Source organism: Palleniella muris (assembly GCF_004792655.1).
Classification (GTDB): domain Bacteria; phylum Bacteroidota; class Bacteroidia; order Bacteroidales; family Bacteroidaceae; genus Prevotella; species Prevotella muris_A.
In genome coordinates, this window is the sequence record NZ_SRZC01000013.1 from 1 (window position 1) to 21,406 (window position 21,406).

General features: G+C 50.1%; 14 protein-coding genes and 2 pseudogenes. 3 read left to right on the forward strand and 13 right to left on the reverse strand.

What is annotated here, in order from left to right:
• Positions 1-553: 553 nt before the first annotated feature.
• From E5358_RS08650 to E5358_RS08685, 8 genes and pseudogenes are all read right to left on the reverse strand, one after another.
• Positions 554-1,717: pseudogene (locus tag E5358_RS08650) on the reverse strand (DNA methylase); the annotation flags it as partial.
• Positions 1,718-1,821: 104 nt separating this feature from the next.
• On the reverse strand, positions 1,822-3,489 hold the full coding sequence (ltrA, locus tag E5358_RS08655) for a group II intron reverse transcriptase/maturase (RefSeq protein WP_004323414.1): 1,668 nt from the start codon (positions 3,487-3,489) through the stop codon (positions 1,822-1,824).
• A gap of 678 nt (positions 3,490-4,167) precedes the next feature.
• A pseudogene (locus E5358_RS08660) lies at positions 4,168-8,835 on the reverse strand (N-6 DNA methylase); the annotation flags it as partial.
• On the reverse strand, positions 8,825-9,277 hold the full coding sequence (locus E5358_RS08665) for a DUF1896 domain-containing protein (protein WP_004304266.1): 453 nt from the start codon (positions 9,275-9,277) through the stop codon (positions 8,825-8,827). The pseudogene E5358_RS08660 and the gene E5358_RS08665, both read right to left, overlap by 11 nt.
• Positions 9,278-9,439: 162 nt before the next feature.
• Entirely contained in the window at positions 9,440-11,527 is a 2,088-nt protein-coding gene (locus E5358_RS08670; protein WP_004291456.1) for a type IA DNA topoisomerase, read from the reverse strand.
• A 60-nt stretch (positions 11,528-11,587) separates the two neighbouring features.
• A complete protein-coding gene (locus E5358_RS08675) occupies positions 11,588-13,159 on the reverse strand; it encodes a DUF3945 domain-containing protein (protein ID WP_004291455.1) in 1,572 nt (523 codons plus the stop codon).
• A 20-nt stretch (positions 13,160-13,179) separates the two neighbouring features.
• Complete coding sequence (locus tag E5358_RS08680) at positions 13,180-13,530, reverse strand: helix-turn-helix domain-containing protein (protein WP_004291454.1); 351 nt, start codon at positions 13,528-13,530, stop codon at positions 13,180-13,182.
• Positions 13,531-13,533: 3 nt separating this feature from the next.
• The gene (locus E5358_RS08685; RefSeq protein WP_004291432.1) at positions 13,534-13,959 is read right to left on the reverse strand and encodes a helix-turn-helix domain-containing protein; all 426 of its coding nucleotides are present in this window, start codon (positions 13,957-13,959) and stop codon (positions 13,534-13,536) included.
• A gap of 138 nt (positions 13,960-14,097) precedes the next feature.
• Here E5358_RS08685 and E5358_RS08695 point away from each other — a divergent pair, with 138 nt between their 5' ends.
• Complete coding sequence (locus tag E5358_RS08695; RefSeq protein WP_004291426.1) at positions 14,098-14,397, forward strand: helix-turn-helix domain-containing protein; 300 nt, start codon at positions 14,098-14,100, stop codon at positions 14,395-14,397.
• A 31-nt stretch (positions 14,398-14,428) separates the two neighbouring features.
• Entirely contained in the window at positions 14,429-14,734 is a 306-nt protein-coding gene (locus tag E5358_RS08700) for a helix-turn-helix domain-containing protein (protein WP_004291424.1), read from the forward strand.
• A 77-nt stretch (positions 14,735-14,811) separates the two neighbouring features.
• Here E5358_RS08700 and E5358_RS08705 read toward each other — a convergent pair whose 3' ends face one another.
• Together E5358_RS08705 and E5358_RS08710 are read right to left on the reverse strand one after the other, a co-directional pair.
• On the reverse strand, positions 14,812-15,174 hold the full coding sequence (locus E5358_RS08705) for a hypothetical protein (RefSeq protein ID WP_004291423.1): 363 nt from the start codon (positions 15,172-15,174) through the stop codon (positions 14,812-14,814).
• 11 nt (positions 15,175-15,185) lie between these two features.
• The gene (locus tag E5358_RS08710) at positions 15,186-16,421 is read right to left on the reverse strand and encodes a site-specific integrase (RefSeq protein ID WP_004291422.1); all 1,236 of its coding nucleotides are present in this window, start codon (positions 16,419-16,421) and stop codon (positions 15,186-15,188) included.
• A gap of 352 nt (positions 16,422-16,773) precedes the next feature.
• Between E5358_RS08710 and E5358_RS08715 the strand changes: the two genes are divergently transcribed.
• Positions 16,774-18,024: a type IX secretion system plug protein gene (locus E5358_RS08715; RefSeq protein ID WP_135939810.1), complete on the forward strand. Its 1,251-nt coding sequence runs from the start codon at positions 16,774-16,776 to the stop codon at positions 18,022-18,024.
• Between the two features lie 119 nt (positions 18,025-18,143).
• On the opposite strand, the gene E5358_RS08720 is transcribed toward E5358_RS08715, so the two are convergent.
• The 3 genes from E5358_RS08720 to E5358_RS08730 form a co-directional block, all read right to left on the reverse strand.
• Positions 18,144-19,658: an amidophosphoribosyltransferase gene (locus E5358_RS08720; RefSeq protein WP_135939811.1), complete on the reverse strand. Its 1,515-nt coding sequence runs from the start codon at positions 19,656-19,658 to the stop codon at positions 18,144-18,146.
• Positions 19,659-19,878: 220 nt separating this feature from the next.
• A complete protein-coding gene (locus E5358_RS08725; protein ID WP_135939812.1) occupies positions 19,879-21,105 on the reverse strand; it encodes an HU family DNA-binding protein in 1,227 nt (408 codons plus the stop codon).
• Positions 21,102-21,389, reverse strand: coding sequence for an HU family DNA-binding protein (locus E5358_RS08730; RefSeq protein ID WP_135939813.1), 288 nt, complete (start codon positions 21,387-21,389; stop codon positions 21,102-21,104). The genes E5358_RS08725 and E5358_RS08730 overlap by 4 nt, the downstream gene beginning before the upstream one ends.
• Positions 21,390-21,406 lie beyond the last annotated feature (17 nt).

Below are 21,406 nucleotides of genomic sequence, written 5' to 3' on the forward strand. Positions count from 1 at the left end.
AATAATATAATAAACCTTTTGGAAAATACGCTGTATTTTTTGTATTTTAGCGAATAATTAACGAATATAAATTAGTTTGAACAAGTTCATAGACATTTTATTAGGGAAGCGTAGGTTCAACTGGCAAGTACAAATAAGTAGAAATGTTTGAACAACACCGTTTTAGGAAGTTGAAAAATCAAGTTTCTCTCTCGGTATAGCGTTTATTTTGGCCAATATCTTCTTTAGTTTAGCATTTGTGTATTTCCCATTCGTGTTCTATTTAGCTCCTTATTATGAGTATGTAGCAAGTTACTTATCAAATTCAGCCTCTTTGAGGGTCAAATATGGTTTTGCAAATGGTGACTGACAAGACATAAACAAGGTCAGCAGGAATTTTTTACATAAATGGACATGAATGTATATAACCTAAAATAAGAATAAATTTTAATAAGGGCTGCCCAAAAAGAAAAAAATGCAGTTGCCATCCTATAGATACTTGCAGAAAGGATAAAATTTACTTTTAGACCTTTTGGGATAGCCCTTATTAATACTTCAGATAAAATTCCTTAGGTTATATTTTCAATCCTTTGGACCGGGTTTCCTCCTTGGCATACAGTCCCGGACGCCCGATTATGACATGGTTGGCAACGATACTATCCGCCGGACTGCGTATCTGCGGCGGTGCATTTTCGGGATATTGCGCCTGCCTGTTCCTCACATCTTCCGCTTCCGGCTTGAGCTGTTGCCCTTCATTCTCCTTTTCTGCGACTTCGGGCGTGGGTGGCGCAAGCTCCAGCTGAATTTTTCGGTCAAGGGCGGCAAGTTCGGACTTCAACTGCTTCAGCTCGTCCTCCTTCTTCCACACCTTACCCGCTATCTCCTGTAACTGCGGTATCTCCATCTCCAGCACCTCGTTCTTCGCCTTGTACTGGTCGATGATGGAGGGTATCCTCTCCATCGCGTTGAGGAAGTTGCGGGCGGCGGCCAACGGGTCAGCCATCGCCAGATGCCCGTTGTTGTAGGTGTACTTGTAGTTCCCCTCGACCACGAAGCGGTTGTCGGTGAACTCCAATCCCTCTTTGAGTATCCTTTCGCTCACCACCTTTATCGGAAAACCGTAAAGTTCACCGACCTGCGTGTACAACCCTCCGGTCGTGGCATTCTTGGCTATCTCCTGCAAACGCTTTCCGATGACCTTCTCATCGGCGGAATCCACTCCGTCCACCTTTATTATATTAAGGCGGTTGCCCTCCTTGTCGGTCTGCACCACCGACAGGAAGCGGTTCCAGTCCTCCGTCATGGCATCTATGAAAGCCGTGTTGTTGCGCAACTCGCCGGTCTTTGACTCCAGCTTGAACTCCGAATCACGCTTGCCCTTGTTGAACGACTTGCGTTCCCCTTCGAGCGATGCGATCCGCTTTTCCAGTTTCGCCTTGTCCAACAGGTCGGTATTGCCGGAGAGCAACGCCATGTATTCCGAGAAATTCATGCCCGATTTTTCGTCCATTGCCCCCTCGTCGATGGTACGCGCACCCATCGCACCGCTTTTGAGCTGGCTTATGAAAGTCTGCTTGCAGTGCAGGAGGTTGAACTTGTAGCTGTCCAGTGACTTCTCCACCGCGTAGATGATTACATCCACGTTGTTCCCGGCGAAATGTTTGGCAATCTCATTACCTGCCCTAACTCCGCGTCCGTCACGCTGTTGCAAGTCGGACGGTCGATCGGGTAGGTCAAGGGCATTACTGCCCTCTTCCCCCCCTCAGAACCTTACGTGAGGGTTTCCCCTCATACGGCTCAAGCTTTTCAAAGTCTCTGTTCGTGTGCAGAGACCGGCTCATCCTACTTCTTGTTTCCATTGTTTTTACGGGATAATTTGAAACATTCATCATGAACCAACAGATTGCATTTCCGTCCGTCTTGTACGGTCGGCATTACATTCCATGCCTTATGCGTGTCAATCGGTTCACCACATATCGGACATTTCCGACCTTGCTTTTCCCATAGGTAAAGCAGGGATTTACGTCCTTTCAGCGTCACAAGCATCTTTGACTTCATTCTTTTATTGAAGTACAGGCGGCAGTCTGCGTCAAACGGATTCATGTCCCCCTTTATCTGCGTATATTGCAGAAAAGGAAACGAAGATGCCAGTTTCAACAAGGTAAGTTGGTCTTCTTTGCCGTTTGATTTCTTGAACTTAGCCGCAAAAGTCCAGCTGTTCCCTCGGATATTGTGCCAATAGCGGTCTTTTATCCACTGTTTCCCTTTCTTGGAATGACGGCGTTTAGCCCATTGCCACAAGGCGAGAAATATCTGATGGTCGATTCTGTGAAAAGAATCACGTGTCGCCCCATGCTGATAATATGCTCCCCATCCTCGAATTTTAGCATTCAACATCCTGATTAATGATTCCTGCTTGCAACCCTTATGACCTTTTGTCACCTTACGGATATTCTCCATAAAGCGTTTTTCGGCTTTCTTGGTCGGCTTGGTCAATATTTCATTACCGAATTTGCGGATGTTGAAACCGAGAAAATCGAAACCGTCACGGATATTGGTTATCACCGTCTTTTCTTCTGATAAGGTCAGACCTCTTTCAGACATAAAGTCGGCTACCAATGGCTTGATTTCCTTTTCAAGTGTTTCACGGTTCTCGCAGGTAATTATAAAGTCATCAGCGTAACGGACAAGATTCACCATTGGCGAATATAACTTACCTTTGATTCTAACTCGTTTATATTTCTCTGCAAGGACTTTCTGCAATCCGTCCAATGTCATATTGGCAAGCGTGGGAGAGATAATGCCACCTTGTGGCGTTCCCTCCTCTGTCGGGAACATCTGTTTGTTGAAGATATAGCCGCATTTCAACCATTTTCGGAGTATTGCCTTGTCCATAGGGATGTTGGCAAGCAGCCATTCATGGCTGATATGGTCGAAGCACCCCTTTATGTCACCCTCCAGAATCCATTCGGGAGAATAGCCTTTTCGGAGAATGTTATGGCATTGCATTACCGCGTCCATACAGCGGCGTTCCTTGCGGAAACCGTATGAACGTGAGTCGGCTGTTGTTTCCGACACTGGTTCTAATGCCATAAGGTAGAGTGCTTGCATGGCTCTGTCTTTCATTGTCGGTATTCCCAACGGTCGCAGTTTGCCATTACTCTTTTTGATGTGGACTCTTCTCAATGGCTTCGGCTGGTAGCCTCTGCGTTTGAGTTCGCTTATTGCTTGTGTTTTTGCTTCGGGTTTCTCCCATGTTTCCATGTCCACTCCGGGGGTGTTGCCACCTCCGTTAGAAGTAACTCTCTTTACGGCTAAGGCTTTTGCGTAAAAAGAGTGGGTCAGCGTCCACTGCAAGGCTTTCACCTTGTTGTATCTGCCTTCCTTCTGAGCCTTTACAATTCGTGCTTGTAGCTTTCTGACAGCCAACTCCGCTTTAGTCCAGTCTATTCTGTCCCAAAGTGTTTGCTGATTGTCAGCAGGCGCACACGATGTCTTGTTTTCGTTCATTTGCTTTCCTCCTTTTGAAAGTTCTAAAAGTTAATTGTAAAGAATCACCATTTGACAACATTCGGTTTGATTGCCTACCTAATGTCGTCACAGAAGTCTGCCCACTTTCGTGTCGGATGATGTCGCCCAACATCAGCCCGTGATGTCGGTTCAATCCGTATCCGCTCCATTACAGAACGGCATTCGCTTTTTCTGTTATCTTATACCTGCACACCATTCGGCTTTCATTGCTGTCAGCTTACCTGTCATTTTTACATGACAGGAGATATACAGGCTTACCATGTTCCACATAGATAACTAACGGATAGGTTAGGTTCTGTCTCATCCTCCGGCGGTGCTTATATCCGTGTAATCCTACCATGGAGAGGATTAACCGACCGCTTCCCTTTTGGGTAGAGTGTGCCAGTATCTTACACTCTTTCGTGACATTACGAAGTTTACTAACAGTTCGCTTGCGCTAACCATACTATCCAGCCTCGCCACTCTACGGTATGATACTAACCGTACTTGACTTCCCCTCACGGTTCTGTCTTGTCTTGCGAAAGTGTACTTCGTCCCGACCGCTTAATACAACATTAAGGTGCATCGGTCGGTAGGCTACCGCTGACGGAACAGCGGGTTAAAGCTGATACCCGTAAGTATCATTCCAACAATTATCTATGCGACTTCATGTCGCACCCACGGCGTATCGAGATGATGGATAGCCACACACCGTTTCTGGGCGTTCACACCCGTTCCGAGCATAGAGGTAGAGCCGAACAGCACACGCACCGTCCCGGCGTTCATGGCGTCTATCACCGCCTTCCGCGCCTTGTCGGTCTTGCACTCCTGAATGAAGCGCACCTCGCTTGGCGGTATACCGTAGTCCTCCGTCAGTTTGCGCTTGATTTCCGAATAGACGTTCCACCCGTCGCCCGGCTGGTATGTCCCCAAATCAGAGAAAACGAACTGCGTGCCTTTCTGGGCGTCGTATTTTTGATAATACTCCGCGATCATCTTGGCACAGTGACTCGCTTTGTTGTCGGGATGATCTTCGTAATTCGGGTCTATCATGCGCATGTCGAGTGCCATTTTCCGGGCATAGTCCGTGGCGATGAGCATCTTCGCCTTTTCTTCCGTTTCCGAAAGCGGCAGCCTGCCCAACAAGGTGGCATCGCCCGTCTTGGCGAACTGCATCAGTTTCTGTATGAAGTCCTCCTGTTCCGGCGTGGGCGGTATATGGTGCAGTATCTCGTTCTTGGCAGGACGGTCAACGCCCACATCCTCCGCCGTGCGGTAGTCCGTGATTTCATTATAGAAGGCGGCAAGCTCCGGCACTTTGATGAAGTAGCGGAAACGCTCCTTCTGGACCACATTGTTCGTCACGTTAAATTCAAAATCCGTCGTCTTCTTGGCAAATATCGCCGCCCAAGCGTCGAAACACCTTATGTCCTGCCGTTCCAGCTCCTTCGGGCGCAGGTACTTGAACAGCAGGTACAATTCAGTCAGTGAGTTGCTGATAGTCGTGCCGGAGAGGAAGGTCGCACCCAAGTCTTTTCCTGTGTGCTCCTGTATGGTGCGTATGGCAAAGAGCATGTTAAGTGCCTTCTGGCTTCCCTCGCTGTTTCCCAATCCCGCCACACGGTCGTGGCGCGTGTTGAAAGTCAGATTCTTGAACTGGTGGCTCTCATCTATGAAGATGTGGTCGATGCCCATCTGCTTGAAATCCACCACGTCGTCCGTGCGTGACTTTATGGCGTGTTCCACCTTCTCCAGCTTCGCTTCAAGGTTGTGCTTGCGCTTCTCCAATCCTTTCAGCATCGCCCGCGACACGTTCTTTCCCTGCTGCCGTAGCACTTCGAGGTTTTCCTCCACCGTGTCAAGCTCTGCTTGCAGGATGCGCTGCTGCAATTCCGGCGACTGCGGTATCTTGCCGAACTGGTCGTGCGACATGATGACGCAATCGTAGTCGTTGTTCTTTATATTATTGAAGAAGCGCACACGGTTGGCGGTCGAAAAGTCCTTCTCCGAAGCGTACAGAATACGTGCGTTGGGATATGCCGCCTGATAGGTGGCTGCAATCTCCGCAACGTTGGCTTTCAGCCCGATAATCATCGGCTTGTGTGCCAAATTCAGACGCTTCATCTCATGCGCGGCGATGCACATTATCAGCGTCTTACCGGTTCCCACCTCGTGGTCGCAAATTCCGCCGCCGTTCTGTTTCAACATCCAGACGCAATCCATCTGTGAGGGATAGACGCTCTTGATACCCCGGCTTGCCAGCCCTTTCAGGTTGAGGTCGGGAAAGGTCTGATGGGAGCCGTCGTAGCGCGGGCGCACGAAACAGTTGAACTTGCGGTTATACATCGTCACAAGCCGCTCCTTGAACTGCGGCGACTGCTCTTCGAGCCATTCGGAGAAGCCGTTTCGTATCTCGTCAATCTTGGCGTTGGCGAGTTGTATTCCCTCGCTGTCGCGCATCTTGATGTCGTTGCCATGCTCGTCCTTGCCGATGGACTTCATCATGTCAGGGCAGGTGTTGTGCAGGGCGTGTTTTAGGAGGTGCATACCGTCATAGTTCCGGTAATACCCCTTCACCAGAAACTCGTCCGTGATTTTCATGGTGCGGTAGCCGCACACCACCGAAAACTCGTCCATGCTTGCGGAATAGGCGATTTTCACCTCCGTGTCGAACAGCCGGCTCATGTAGGCGGCATAGACACCCGTCGGAATCCAGCGTTCCCCGAAATTGAAGTCCAGATCCTCGAAGGCGATGCGCTGCGGCTCGGCATCTTTCAGAGCCTCCAACGCCTGCTTCACCTCCGGCATACGCTCATTTTCGGGATTGTCACCCATCCATGCCTCTATGCGTTCCGCTTTCTCTATGACATTTCCGGCGATGAAACGGTCTTTGATTTCGTAACCGGTCACGAGCGGATTGTAGTAGATGCGCCCTTGCAGGGCAGTGAGCAAATCCTCCGCCGTGCTGTCGGTTATCTCCCGCATATAGTCGAGATTGACCGTACCATATTTGTTGAGCGACGCAGACAGGGCTTCTTCGGGAGAGCCTACGTTGGCATGGCTCTCCACCGCGAAGGAAACAGGATGCTCGAAGATGTCCGCCTTGACGAACTTTCCGTTTTCCATCCGTTCCAGCGAAAGGATGTCGCGCCCGCCCGCATCCATCATCACTAACTTCACGTTCTGCTTGGCGTTGAGGTTGCCGTAGCGCATGACAAACTCATCGTAACAGGTATTCAGATGCTCTCGCCACGGAACATTTGCCTCGCGCCGGAGCGATTCATAACGGTACAGACGCTCGTAGGCGTCACGCAGCGACACATACAACAACGCCTTTTCCTTCTGGTATCCTTTCAGGTCGAGCGGCTGGAATGTCGCCCCGTATGGCGTGATGTCTTTCAGGTAGCCGATGTTATGACGCCCCCGGTCAGCCACCAGCGACCCTTCGCGCAGGTGCATCTCCGGCGTGCGGTGGTAGGCACGCGGAGAAAGGTCCACGACTTCCTCCTTCGGCTTTTCCGCTTCGATGTCGGGGAAAAGGAAAGTCCCCACCGCTTCCGATGGGGTATCTGTAACGGCAGGTGCGGCGACTGCCTCCGGCTGTGTTTCCTCCTGTCGTGGCTGCTCACGGGAAGTTTCCGGCACGGCTTTCACTTCCGTCTTTTCCGCCACTTGTTTCTCGTTATGCTGCCTTGCCAGTTCCCGAAGTTCTTTCCTACGCTCCGGCGTCAAACCCATCATCATTTCATAGAAACCGTTGATGGGAGGATTGGTATCCCAGTCCAGTGTGGCATAGATGTCGTCCGGGTCGGCAGGCTTGGCGGTGTTCTCCGCTTTCACCTCCTTATTCTCCATTGCGGGTTTTGCAGTTGGAGCTGTCGGTGTAACCGTGACTTTCGGTTTGGGCGGAGTGGACTTTGCCGTAACTGCCTTTTTCACCGTCTTTTTCTTTTTGGAGGTTTTCGGTTGGCTGACCTCTTCCGTCATCCCCCAGAGGTCAAGCAGGGTGAGCTGCACGCCTGCGGAATATTGCGGGCGCGGTTCTATCTCCGGCTTTTCATCTGCGGGTTGCGGCTTTTCTGTCGGAGTTTCCACCGTCTGCGCCGAGGATACTGTTTCCAATTTTATGGCAGGACGCTCTACTTTATTTTGAACGGCAACTTTTTCTTCCGTTCCTGCCTGCCGGATTGAACCCGAATACAAGCGCATGGCAAGCCTGTAATGGAAATCCTCGTCGAGCATACGGCGCAAATCCCCGGCGATGCCTGCTGCCTTGCCCTCGTGCAGATAAACCATAGCGGGCTTCCCGTAGGGGTCTGTGTCAAGTTTCGCCATCGTATGCACGATGCGTTCCGGGTGGTGGATGAAATAGGCGTTGTCGGTCAGGGCGGTTTTCGTGTCCGTCTGTATCACGGTCATCAGCCGCTCGTCCTGCGACATTTCCTTCTTGCTGAGGTTCTTTTGCAGGACAATCAGGTCACTGCCCACCTCCGTGCCCGCGTTGTCCGTGAACAGGTTGTTGGGCAGGCGTATCGCGGATACCAGATTGGCCTGACTGAACAGCTCGTTACGCACGGAGGTCTTGGTGCTATTCAATACCCCTTGCGAGGTGATGAACGCCACGATACCGCCGTCACGCACGGCATCCAGTCCTTTGAGAAAGAAATAGTTGTGGATGGTTTTCTGGGCGGAGCGTCTGCCGAAAGAGTCGCTCCGCTGAAACTCCGCGTCGAACACGGCAATGTCACCGAACGGAATGTTGGACACCGCCAAGTCGAAATAATTGTTGAACGGTCTTTCGATTTTCTCAAAACCGCAGGTGCGCATTTTCTGGTCGGGATAGAGATGCCTCAAGATTGTACCCGTGAGCAGATCCTTCTCGAAAGCCATCACATCCGCATTGGGGCTGTGCCGCAGCATGGAATCCACGAACACGCCGACACCTGCCGACGGTTCGAGCATACGGGCGGGGCGGACGCTGTAATCTGCCAGCACGTCCGCGATGGTGTCGGTTATCTCTTTGGGGGTGTAGAAAGCGGTCAGCACGGACGCTTTCAGCGAATCCACAAACCGCTTGTACTCTGTTTCGTCCTTGCTGTTCTCACGGATAAGCCTGTGCAGCTCCACCGTCGGGGCGAACAGTTCGAGGTCGGATTTCGCCCACCGGACGGCATCCGTCAGTTCCTTTGCAGGGTTGAGGATACATTTCAGACCGCCGAAACCGCAGTACCTTTGAAGTATGGCACGCTCTTCGGTTGTCGCTGTCCTATTTTCCCTGTCAAGGATGAATGCCGTCCGTATCGCCTCGATGTTGTCCCGCAGTTTCTGTTTGCGGTTAAACGCCATATTCGTCTAAGTAAAGGACGGTTGCTCCCGTCAGCTCCGTGTAGAGCAGGTCGTAATCGGAAGACAGGGCGAAATTGTCATCCGAGAGGTCATAGACGGAGAACACGTTGCCGACAAGCGGCAGCAGTTTCAGGACAAAGGCTTCACGCTTCTCTTCCGGCACTTCATCGGCAAACTCGTTTTCCACGACTTCGCGGAGGATGGCGTAACGGGAATAATGCAGCCCGCGCAGCAGCGTGTCCATCGCCAGTTCCTGCGCACCATCGGCGGGATAGCCTTCAAGCCGTGCCCTCTCATACGTTTCGGCGGCACGGTCGGCCCGTTCCCGTATGAAAGCGGTGTCGTCAGCCTGTTCAAACTTGTTCGTGCGGAGATAGTCCAGCAGGTACAGACCGTAATAGGAAAAGTCGGTCTGACCCTCGTTTTTCTTCTTGTTGTTCATTACTTTGGATTTAGCGGATTGATAATTAACGGGATAATCGGTTGGAAAAAGGAAGAAAAAGGCACTCGGTATCCCTCCGAGTGCCACCACTAAATCCAAAGTATGAGTGTAATCCGGTATCGAAGAACAATTCATTACTCTGAACAAGTGGCAAAGTTAATACTATTTCTTCCGTCCTGAAAATTTCTTGTCCTTTTTAGCCTCCGGGAACACAAAAGTCGTGTTATATTCCCCGTCAAAGGCGACAACAGCATCGAAACTCTTGCCCTGTTTGCTCTTGAACCCTTTGAGCAGCTTGGTATGCCCTTCGGTGAGCAGGTCTTTGATTTCATCGTCGGACAGGGTGCGTCCCGCTTTCAGCCGGAACACGGGCAGTCCGCACTCCGTGTTGTCGCAGCGTACCACCTTGCCGTAGAACCGCATCCTGCCCGTGCCACACTTGGGACACGCGCAGCCGGAGTCACGGCTGCCGAAGAGCTTGTCGCACGAGATCAGTTCGGAGGTTATCTCACGTGTGTACGCCTCTATCTCCTTGCGGAAGGTGTCGTCGGACAGTTCCCCGCGCTCGATACGCGCCAGCTCCTTTTCCCATTCGCCCGTCATGGCAACATCGGCGATGCGCATCGTCTTGACGACGGAATTGAGGGCAAGTCCTTTTTCGGTGGGAACAAGCGACTTCTTGCAGCGTTCCATGTAACCGCGCTTGAAAAGCGTTTCGATGATGGAGGCGCGTGTGGCGGGAGTACCGATGCCACAGTCCTTCATCGCCTGCCGCAGTGCGTCGTCCTCAATTTCCTTGCCCGCCGTTTCCATTGCCGAGAGCAGGGTGGCTTCGGTATGCAGCGGCTTGGGTTTGGTCTTTCCTTCGGTAATGGACGAGCCTTTCGGTGTCAGCGTGTCGCCTTCCTGCCAGCCGGGGATGGTAATTTCCTCTTTTTCCTCGCCATAGACGGCACGCCATCCGGTTTGCTTCACGACGCTGCCTTTTACGGTAAACTCCACTCCGGCACATTCCGCCGTGACAGTGGTCACATCCTTGACGCATTTCTCAGAGAATGCCTCGACCATGCGCCCGGCAATCATCTGATAGATGGTATTGTCCTCTTTGGAGAGGAAGAGCGGTTTCTCACCCGTGACGAGCAGGGCATGGTGGTCTGTCACCTTGCCGTCGTCCACGCTGCGGCGTGTCGGGGCGGCTTTTGCCCGCACCTTGTCTTTCCATTCGGGCTGTGTGCCGATGAAAGCGAGCAGTTTGGGAATTTCGGCAAACACGTCTTCGGGGATGTAGCGGCTTCCCGTTCTCGGATAGGTTATCAACTTCTTTTCGTAGAGTTTCTGCGCGATTTCAAGCGTCTGTTCCGCCGTGAAGCCGTGCTTGGCGTTGGCTTCTTTCTGGAGCGTGGTCAGGTCGTAGAGCAAGGGAGTTTCCTCCGTCTTCTCCTTGCGCTCGGCTTTCGTGACAGTGGCGCAACCTGCCGCCTTTACCTTATTATATAGTTCCATCGCCGGTTCTTTCTCTTTCCATTTCTCGGAGGATGAGAATTTCACGACTTCGCCGTCGCAACCGTCCGTTGCGATATGGAGCTGCCAGAATGCTTCGGACGTAAAGCGGCGGTTCTCCCAGTAGCGTTCACATACCATAGCCAACGTTGGTGTCTGCACCCGCCCCACGGAATACGTGCCGTGTCCGGCGGCGATGGATAACGCCTGTGTGCCGTTGATGCCCACGAGCCAGTCGGATTCGCTCCGCGCTTTGGCGGCGAGGTAGAGGTTGTCGTATTTGCTGCCGTCTTCGAGTTTCCGCAGTCCCTCGCGGATAGCTTTGTCGGTGAGAGAGCTGATCCACAGGCGCACGAAAGGAGTGGTGCAACCCGTATAGTGGTAGAGGTAGCGGAAGATAAGCTCTCCCTCGCGTCCGGCATCGGTCGCCACGATGATATGTTCGCTTGTGTCGAACAGTCTTTTGATGACTTTTATCTGCGACACCACGCCGCTGTCGGGCTTGTAACCTTTCTCCGTCCTGACCTGACGGGGGACGAGCGTGAATGTGTCGGGAATAATCGGGAGGTTGTCACGGACAAATCCGCGCACGCCGTAGCCGTCGGGCATGGCAAGCTGAACGAGGTGTCCGAATGCCCATGTCACGGCATAACCGCCTCCCTCGAAATATCCTTCCTCTCTCTTTGTCGCGCCCACGATGCGGGCGATTTCACGTGCCACGGAGGGCTTTTCTGCAATGATTGTCTTCATGTCTTCTTCTTTTTTGTTGATACTTTGGATTTTATTTTGGATTCAGTGGCGGACACGGGATTACATTTTCATGCCCTTGCCCGTTTTCTTCTGCGGCTTCTCCTGCTGCTGTTGCTGGCGGGCGTCCTTCGGGTTGGTCTGACCTTTCTGCAACGGCTCTCTCAGATTCTTTGTAGCCTCGTTGGTCTTGCCATCGTTGTTCACCGCCACCTGCGTGCGGCTCTCGTTGGACGGAGCAACCTGCTGTGCATTGTCAGGGTTCGTGTCGTAGCGGTACGGGCGTCCCTTCTCCGGGTTGAACTTGATATACATCGTGGCATGGAAGCCCTGCTTGTCGGTCACGTTCTCCAGCTTCACGGCTTTACCCGCCACATAGTCGGCTTTCTGCTGGTCGGTGAAGCTCACGCCGCTCCATTTGCTGATGGGGCGGATGCTGCCGTCCTCGTTCGTCCACGTGTTGCGGCGTTGCTCCTTCTTGGTCTGTGCGGCATTTTCCCCGCCCTGCGCCTGACTTTTCGATGTGTCGCCTTTGGTTTCCTGTGTCTGTGCGGTACGGGGCGACTTGCCGGTTCCCGGCACGAACTCCACGCCGCGCTGCTCCACGTTCACTTGCAGGGTGGTGACGAACTTTCTGCCGTCGTTGCGCTCGATGAGCTTGTCGCGTACGGGCAGTCCGGCGCGGAGCATGTCCCGCTCCTGCGTGGTGATTTCCGTCTTGCCGATGCGCTCCGGGATGCGCACCCTGCTTGCCGGAATGTCCGTGATTTCATTCGTCTTGCGGTCGATGCTGATGTAGGAGGGGATGATCTCGCCCGTTTCCCTGTCCACAATGTCCACGACCCTACCGAGATTGCCCGTTTCGCGGAGGTTCTTCCGGTCATTGTCGGAGAATTTGTGTTCCTTGTACTCATCCAGCTTCTGCTCCTTGCGGATGAAGTGCGGCACGAGGCTGATGTTTCCCTCACCGTCCTTCTTGAAGGAGAGGCGGGCGTCCAGCTCGAATGATTCGCCGCCGAAGGTCGGTTTGACCTTTACCAAGTCGGACTTGCCATAGTTGAGCATCTTCGTAAGGTCGCCGGACTTTTCAAGGTTGTCCCGCTTTACGCCCCATCTGTCCTCCAGCTCCTGCCAGTTGATTTTACTCTCGTCGATGGGCTGGTAGCCACGTTTGCCCTGCATCTGTTCGGATTTGTCCTGTTGCTGTTCTTTCCGTTGTTCCATGTTCTCCTGTTTTTGAGGTTCTTGTTTCTCTGTCTGTTGTGCTGCCATCTCTTCCTGCACCTTCTTCTCATAGTCGGAGGTGTCCACCTTGTGAGGGGCGAGCAGCTCCTTGTTCGCTTCGGGGTCTTTCAGCAGTTGCTTCATCACCTCTAAGAGATTTTCAGCTTGGTCTGCCGCAATGCGGTAGAAACCGAAGCGGCTGGGTTCCTTGCACTGCCGGAAGAAGTTCTTGAAGAAGTTGTCCAGCACGTCGCCATGTCGGTCGAATTGCAGGAAACTCTGCGCGTTCTCCGCTTTTGCGGGGGTGCGCTTGGGTGTGCCGTCCGCGTTCAGCCCGGCTACCACGCTGATCTCGCCTGTCTTCTCGTCACGGACTACCAGCACGTCCTTTTCGTCTTTTTTCTTTGCCATCTGAAAAATGTTTTAATGGGTTATTTATGAAAGAAATTATGGATACGAGCCTTGTAGAAGGCTATATCTTCCTTTTTGAAGTCCTTGATATGGTTGGAAAGGAATGTCAGCACGTCCTCCTCGCTGTAATAGGTCTTCTTGCCCAGCGTCTTGTAGGGCAATGCGCCTACGCTGCGGTAGCGTTGGAGGGTGCGTTTGCTTATCTGGAGCAACATGCACAAATCCTGATTGTCGAAAAGGCGGATGCTTTCCGTGATAGTGGGCTGTTTCCCCTCAGCCTTCATCGCCAGCAGCAGTTCGTCCTGACGGTCGAGCCGTTCCATCAGCTTCTGCATCCAGCCCTCGAAGTTGTTTCGTGTGAGCAGTTCCATGACCTATGTCCTCCTTCCTTTTGGTTTGCCGCCCGTGCGCAGCGTGTGGTTGTGGAACAGGGTGTCTATTGTCCCTTCCTCGTTCCTTACTGTGTTGTCCTCCAATAGCCGCAGTATCTCGGAAAGGCGGTAGCGGCAGCTTCCGCGTACCACCACATACTCGATACGGTGGTCGGTGCGCATACGCTGCATGGTGCGCTTGCTCACGTTGAGCATCTTCGCCGCCTGTGCCGTGTCAAGCAGCTTGTCTTCGGTTTCCCGCTTCCGTTTCTTCTCGTCCCTTGCCTCGCGGATGTACCCTGCGATGTTCGCAATCTGCGCCATCATCTCCTTGTAGGCGGAACTTTCCATTGTTATCACTTTCATGTTCAGTCCTTTCTTTTTGTTTCTGCGACAAAATTCGGCAATAAACAAAAGGGGCTTTAACAACTCACTACGTGACTCACGTAAGATTTTTGCGGAAGATGGCTCCGTAACCCGGTCAAACGGCGCAACAGGCAGCCTTTCAGCGGAAAACGATACGTCTTGTATGCCGTTTCGTTACCTTTGCGGCAAACTCTAAATGACATGAATATGGAAATAGTATCTATCGAGAAAAAGACTTTCGAGATGATGGTGGCGGCATTCGGCGCACTCTCGGAGAAGGTCGCCGCCCTGAGGCGCAAAAGCGACACGGGGCGCATGGAAAGATGGCTCACGGGCGAGGAGGTCTGCGGGCAGTTGAGAATAAGCCCGCGCACGTTGCAGACGCTGCGTGACAGGCGGCTTATCGGCTACTCGCAGATAAACCGCAGGTTCTATTACAAGCCAGAGGAGGTGAAGCGGCTGATACCGCTTGTCGGCACGCTCTATCCGCACGGCAGATGATTTGATTTATTCACCCACTGAATCCGAAGTTATGATGAACGAGAACAACGATGTTTTTACGATGGAAGACGAGCCGATAGCCTCTGTGGTGCAGGATATGCGCAAAGGCTCGAAATGGCTGTCCGCATTTCTGGAAAGCTACCGTCCTCCGCTGGACGGGGAACGTTACCTGACGGACGGCGAGGTGTCGGAACTGCTCCGTGTGAGCCGGCGCACCTTGCAGGAATACCGCAACAACCGCGTGTTGCCCTTCATACTTTTGGGAGGGAAGGTGCTTTACCCGGAAACGGGGCTGCGCGGGGTACTGGAAGCGAACTACCGCAAGCCGCTGGAGTGAGGCGGTTTCATGAAAAAGTAAACGGGTGACACCTTTTGTGGTGCTACCCGTTTACTTGTCTTATGGGGTATGTGCAATCAGCAATACCCGGCTTTTCCGTTCTGTATGAACATCACGTATGTCTGCCGTTTCTCTTGTGAGAGTGCCTTTCCCACCAGCCATGTGCGGAACAGGTGGGTGTTGTAGGTATTCACCCTGAAAGCGACCGGGATGATGATTTCAAGGGCGTACACGTCCGCGTGCAGCCCGTTTTCAAGCTGCATGTAGCGGCACACCTCGTAGTCGTTCAGCACGTCCGACTTGCGGACGGCTCTGATGGCGGCGTTCACTGCCGGGACGGTCGTATGGAACAATCCGGCTATTTCGGTGGCGGTCATCCACACGTCGTTACCGGTTACGCTGACTGCCTTGTCCTCGATGATGATTGTGTCACGTTTCATGGCTTTTCTTTTTAGATGGTGCAACCTGCAAATTCCTCGACGCCGTTCAATCTTGCGGCAAGGTTCTCCATGTCCTGATTGAGCTTCTCTTTGGTTATCTTTGCGTAAATCTGCGTCGTCTTTATGCTCTTGTGTCCGAGCATGGAGCTGACCGTTTCGATGGGAACACCGTTGGAGAGGAATATCGTCGTGGCTGCCGTGTGGCGGCTCTGATGCCACGTGATATGCTTGGTGATGCCGCAACGCTTGGCGACGGCACGGATACCGGCAAGGCACGTGTTATAATGCGGAACGGGAAATATCCTGCCGTCCCCGCACAGTCCCCGGTATTTGCCGATTATGCGGTTGGCGATGTCGAGCAGGCGGATGTTGGACACCACGCCCGTTTTCTGGCGGTTGATGTTTATCCACTCGTGTTCGTCGAAGTAGGTGCGGATATTCTCTTCCGTAAGGTTGCGCATATCCGCGAACGACAGCCCCGTGAAGGCGCAGAACAGGTAGAGGTCGCGGTACAATTCCTGTTTGGCGTTTTTCAGTTTCCCCTCCATCAGCAGGCGGATCTCATCTTTGGTCAGGAAACTGCGTGTTGTTTCCTCCTTCTTGATTTCATACTCGCGGAACGGGTCGCGCGTCAGCCACTCGTTGTTGATGGCGATGAATACCATCGTCCGTAACGGGCAGACGTACAGCCACACGGTATTGGTGCAGCAGTGCTTGTCCGTGCGCAGGAACATCTCGAAGTCGGAGATGAAAGCCGGGGTAAGCTCTTTTAGGGCGATGTCCTTCACATGGTAGCGGATGTCGAGGAACTCTTGCATGTGCTTGTAAACGGTGCGGTACTTCAGCAGCGTGCCTTTGGCTTTCATGCCTGCCTCCACCTGCTTCTCGTAGTCCTCGTTGTGCTGGCGGAACACCTGCATCAGCGTGTGGTAGCGGTGTTCCAGTCCGAGAAAGGCGTTCTTCACCTTCTCCGCCGTGACGAAGTTGTCACGCTCCATGATTTCCTGATAATGCCTGTTGATGCGTACCCGCATCTTGTCAAGCATACGGTTCGTTTCGAGTGCCGCCGTGCTTCTGCCCGTGACACGTCCACCTTTGGTGTCCCACAGTTTCGGATCGACAGTCAGTTTGCAGCTGAACTGTGTCTGGCTGCCGTCCACCGTGATGCGTCCCATGACGGGAACTGTCCCGTCCTTTTTCACTACCTGACGCTTGAGGTAGTAGATTACTGAAAATGTACTCTTCATTGTCCTTAATTTTTGGGTTTCAAAATTAGTTGGTGAAGAGTCCGGTGTTGGTACGCAAAACGGGGAGGAACGGCGCAATCTTTTTCCGTAACCTGATTTTTCGCATGAGTTATGGATAACTCACTATTCCTTAGAGCCTTGTTTCGCTATTCGTACCCGTTTGTCGCATTTTCGGGCATGGTTACGAACAAGTAACGTAGCGGCGTCAGGATTTGGCTTCGGCAGGGATTGTAATGGCTTCACGGATTATCGCCACTTCAACCAAAACCCTTGTAACTCAATTCTATCACTATATCTTTCCGCATTTCACTTTTTTGTAGTAACTTTGCACATACAATATCAAAATAATGTCATGAAACAGAAATATGCAATCATAATAGTAGCAGTACACCTCCTTTCGTTGATACCAACCTGCATGAATGCTCAACGTCATGAAATCCTCTCACCAGAGATAAAGTCTCTTGAAGTTGTCGCAGAGCAGAACTGGCTGGGGTTACCTATCATTTCTCTTGGACGTGATGAAAGAATAAACATAGAGTTTGACAATCTTACACATGATTACCACCGATACACTTACAAACTCGAACATTGTGAAGCGGATTGGACACCAAGCAAAGGACTTTTTGAGACAGACTTCATTGATGGATTTTACAATGGGCTGACAATTGATGACTACCAAGAATCCATAAATATGGCAACACTCTACACCCATTATCGGCTCCAATTGCCTAATGAGCAATGTCGCTTTAAACTCTCAGGAAACTATCGTCTCACAATAACGGACGATAATTCAGGGAAAGACATAGCCACATGTTGTTTCATGGTTGTAGAACCAAAGTTCAGCGTAGGTCTTGAAATGACCACTGCGACAGATATTGACTTTAACAATGCACATCAACAACTCACTGTTCGTATCTCATATAATAATATCAGAATACAGAACCCTGACGAGCAAATAAAAACTATTACTTTGCAAAACAACAGGTGGACAAGCGCACGTTGGCTGCCACGCCCAACATTCCGCTCTGCTGATGGAATTGAATGGAAACATTGCAAGGACTTGATCTTTGCAGCAGGAAACGAATACCGAAAATTTGAATTTCTTGACCTCCATAGAACCTCCATGGGAGTTGACCATACGGATTTCGACGGAGAGAACTATCATGTATGGCTATTCACCGACAAACCACGCCCGAATTATGTCTACGACGAGGATGCCAACGGAGCATTCTATATCCGCAACACAGACAACATAAACAACGACACTGAATCAGAATACTTTATTTGCCATTTCACATATGACTCACCACGACCATTCAAAGGTGATGTCTACCTTAATGGTCAATGGACGACTGACCGTCTACTAAATGAGTATCTTATGGAATACGACCCTGAACACAAGCAATACCATTGTGCGGTCAAACTTAAAATGGGATATTACTCATATCAATACCTCCTCCGCCAGAATAATGGAGAAACAATAACACTACCGGCGGAAGGGAACTACCACCAAACGGAGAATCGCTATTCGTGTCTGGTTTATTTCCGTCCGACAGGCGGACGTGCAGACTTACTTTATGGCTTTGGTGAACTTACACGCTAGCAATACTAATGTCAGAGATTCTTCAAGCAAATTCTCTTTCCGCCTTCTCTTCAATAAAATAGAGCGGTAATTAAAATGCCCTTGTACCATTTATTTGTAGGTACAAGGGCTATAAAAGTTTAGAAATTATTTATCGTATGACTCGAACTTCCATCAAAACAATGGGTACATATCTTGCACTTTGGCAAACCTATAGCTTCAATGATATCCTCTATTTTTGTGAAACGCAAGGAATCAAGATTTAGTCGTTTCGCTATCTCTGCAACCATTGCCTCGTATTCAGGAGAGCCTGTCTGCGCATATTGATGCAGACGCTCATCAGAGATTTCCATCTCACACACATTATCTCCTTTTGTTCCACCGGAAACATCACTCAATTGTGTTGCCTTTGTTCTTCCAGACTCAAAATCCTCAATAACACGGCGTGTTATAAGTTCCAATACATTCTTTGATGCAGAGAAGTTTATGAATGGGCATCCCCATATAAGCGGAGGACAGGCTATACGCATGTGAACCTCCTTTGCACCAAGTTCTTTGAGAATCTTCGTGTTTTCACGTAGCTGTGTTCCGCGGACAATGGAGTCGTCGCAGAAAAGACAACGCTTGCCTTTGAGCATAGACTCGTTTGGAATCAGTTTCATCTTCGCTACAAGGTTACGTGTCTCTTGGCTGGTAGGCATGAAAGAACGTGGCCATGTAGGAGTATATTTTGAAATTGCGCGCTGGAAAGGAACATGATGACCGGCAGCATATCCCACAGCCATGCCTATACCCGAATCAGGAATTCCACCTACACAGTCAATCTCCGTATCATCTTCCTCCCCCATAGCAAAGCCTGTCTGATAACGCATTTCCTCTACATTCTTACCTTCATAGATTGATGTAGGGAAACCATAGTATATCCACAGAAAAGAGCAAACTTGCATTTGATTCTCCGGTTTACGCAACTGTTGCATTCCGTCGGCTGTCAGTCGCACAATCTCACCCGGTCCGATAAAATGAGAGATTTCAAAACCAAGATTAGGGAAAGCTGTAGTCTCTGATGTTACCGCCATGGCTTCAATGTTACCATCAGTGTCTTTCCGTTGTCCAACGACAATCGGTGTCCTGCCCCAAAAGTCACGTGCTGCTATTATTCCGTCCTCAGTTAGGATGAGCATAGAACAAGAACCTTGAACATTCTTGTAAACATTCTCGATTCCCGAAACAAAATCCTTGCCCTTGATTATCAAAAGTCCTATAAGCTCTGTAGGATTGATTCTGCCTGAAGAGAACTCAGAAAGCACCATGTTTTCCGCAAGCAGTTTATGGGCAATCTCCTCTGCGTTATTTATTCTCGCCACTGTAACGATAGCGAATCTGCCAAGATGAGAATTCATCAGCAAAGGTTGGGCATCAGTATCTGATATAACCCCAATTCCTTGCTCACCGAAAAATTTCGGCAACTCGTCCTCAAACTTAGTCCTAAAGTATGTACTCTCCAGATTGTGGATTGAGCGTTTGAAACCACCCGTCTCCTTGCTGTAAGTAGCCATACCTCCACGTTTTGTACCAAGATGTGATTGATAGTCTATACCATAAAACAACTCCTCAACACATCTTTTCTTTTGAATCGTCCCGAAAAAACCACCCATTGTTTAGAGAAAATAATTTATTATTATCCTTAATTTCTGCAAAGGTAATAAAAAATAATGAAATGGTTTTGACTCACTCTTTAGTTTTTTAAAACAATAACACTTTTATTGTTTAAGGACAATAAAAACATTAGTCCAACTCCAATGCGGTGCACTGTCAGTTGGACTAATGTCTGTTTTTCTGATGTATGTGTGGAGTTTTATATGCCGTTACTATTCTTCATTGCTTTTTTCTTTTTTTAATCTTAAGAGAAGGTATCTTTACCTTTTGCCCTTCACGCAACTCTTTCATTCCGCCATTGACAGCCTCTACATAGCATTCCATTCCCGGCCCCAAGTGTGTCTTTGAGATGCTTTCAATAGTCTGCCCCTTTGTTGCTGTTACAGTCTTTTCGATGCCGGTGATAATATAAGCTCCGGTACGTATTCTCGGGTCGGAATCGTATGAATTCCCAATGATTTCCTTTTCCGGACTCTTGTGCGGCTCAACTGTTGTCTGCTGTTGAACCTCCGCTTTCGGCTGCTCCACATGGATAGTATCTTTCTTTTTGACAGCAACAGGCTTAGGAGTGGCTTTTACAACCTTCCTTATAACAGTCTTTTTCGGAGGAACATTTGTCTGAGAGGTTGCAGCATGTTCTGTGGTCATCGTCATGCGACCTGTAAAGAATCCTGCTACAAAAAATGCGGCAAGGAGCACACTGTAAAGGAAGAGCATCATCTTATTGCCTGTTTTGCCAGAAGACGGTTTGTCATCTTCGGCATTTGGTTCTGGAGTTTCTTCTGTTACATTTGTCTTCGACAGTAAGAATTTTATATCTGAAGCGTTTATGTTTTCCGAGTCCGTTGCAACAATCTCTTCTTCAGCCTCCTGCTCATCTTCAGGGATAGTTTCATTTTCTTGGTCCTGAATTTCCTCATGATTGTCAGAAATCATCTCCTGATTCTTTGGAATAGCCTCATTACTTTCTGAACCAATATTCAGATTCTCCGGAACAGTCGATGTAATCTGTATATCACTTATCTGCTCAGAAGGTTTTGACAAATTTTCTTGCATGCTTGGTTCTATACGAGGCTCATCAGAAATACCCACTTCATCATCTGCCGAATTTTCCATGTCATCAAAGACAACCCCATCGTTGAGCACTACTGTCTCGAAATGCCCGAAAGGTTTATTGACCGCTTCAGCCATAGCCTTATCCGGCGTGAAGGTTATCTTCTCATGAGAATCAATCAAAACCCTTTCACCGGTATTCACATTAATACTGCTGCGTGATTTGACTGTCTGAACCTTAAATGTGCCCAATCCTTTGACTTTCACCTGGTCATCGGAATGCAGGGTGGACTTTATGAGCTCAAACATTGCATAGACAAACTGTTCTGACTCCGCACGTGTAAGTCCCTGTCGTTCGGACACTGTGCGTGCGAGTTCTTTCATCGTACTCATTCCATTCCTCCTTTCTTAATATTATCCTTAACATTTGCAGCAGGCTTAAAGTTAAGCACAATCTTTGGAGGAACAAGCATACGCTGTCCTGATGAAGGATTAACAATGATACGTTCTGTACGTTTCTTAGGTTCAAAAGTGCCAAAATTAGCGACAGTGACATTATCACCATCATCGAACGTTGCAGACATGGCTGCTATGACAGCATTGACCAAAGTCTGTGTCTTCTCTTTGCCAATACCTGTATTTTTTGCCAAAGTAGCTATAAATTCCTTATTATTCACAGTCTGTATGTTTATGG

Coding starts and splice junctions, on each gene's coding strand:
- ltrA (WP_004323414.1), bottom strand. CDS start 3,489: ATGAACGAAAACAAGACATCGTGTGCGCCTGCTGACAATCAGCAAACA.
- E5358_RS08665 (WP_004304266.1), bottom strand. CDS start 9,277: ATGAACAACAAGAAGAAAAACGAGGGTCAGACCGACTTTTCCTATTAC.
- E5358_RS08670 (WP_004291456.1), bottom strand. CDS start 11,527: ATGAAGACAATCATTGCAGAAAAGCCCTCCGTGGCACGTGAAATCGCC.
- E5358_RS08675 (WP_004291455.1), bottom strand. CDS start 13,159: ATGGCAAAGAAAAAAGACGAAAAGGACGTGCTGGTAGTCCGTGACGAG.
- E5358_RS08680 (WP_004291454.1), bottom strand. CDS start 13,530: ATGGAACTGCTCACACGAAACAACTTCGAGGGCTGGATGCAGAAGCTG.
- E5358_RS08695 (WP_004291426.1), top strand. CDS start 14,098: ATGAATATGGAAATAGTATCTATCGAGAAAAAGACTTTCGAGATGATG.
- E5358_RS08700 (WP_004291424.1), top strand. CDS start 14,429: ATGATGAACGAGAACAACGATGTTTTTACGATGGAAGACGAGCCGATA.
- E5358_RS08705 (WP_004291423.1), bottom strand. CDS start 15,174: ATGAAACGTGACACAATCATCATCGAGGACAAGGCAGTCAGCGTAACC.
- E5358_RS08710 (WP_004291422.1), bottom strand. CDS start 16,421: ATGAAGAGTACATTTTCAGTAATCTACTACCTCAAGCGTCAGGTAGTG.
- E5358_RS08715 (WP_135939810.1), top strand. CDS start 16,774: ATGAAACAGAAATATGCAATCATAATAGTAGCAGTACACCTCCTTTCG.
- E5358_RS08720 (WP_135939811.1), bottom strand. CDS start 19,658: ATGGGTGGTTTTTTCGGGACGATTCAAAAGAAAAGATGTGTTGAGGAG.
- E5358_RS08725 (WP_135939812.1), bottom strand. CDS start 21,105: ATGAGTACGATGAAAGAACTCGCACGCACAGTGTCCGAACGACAGGGA.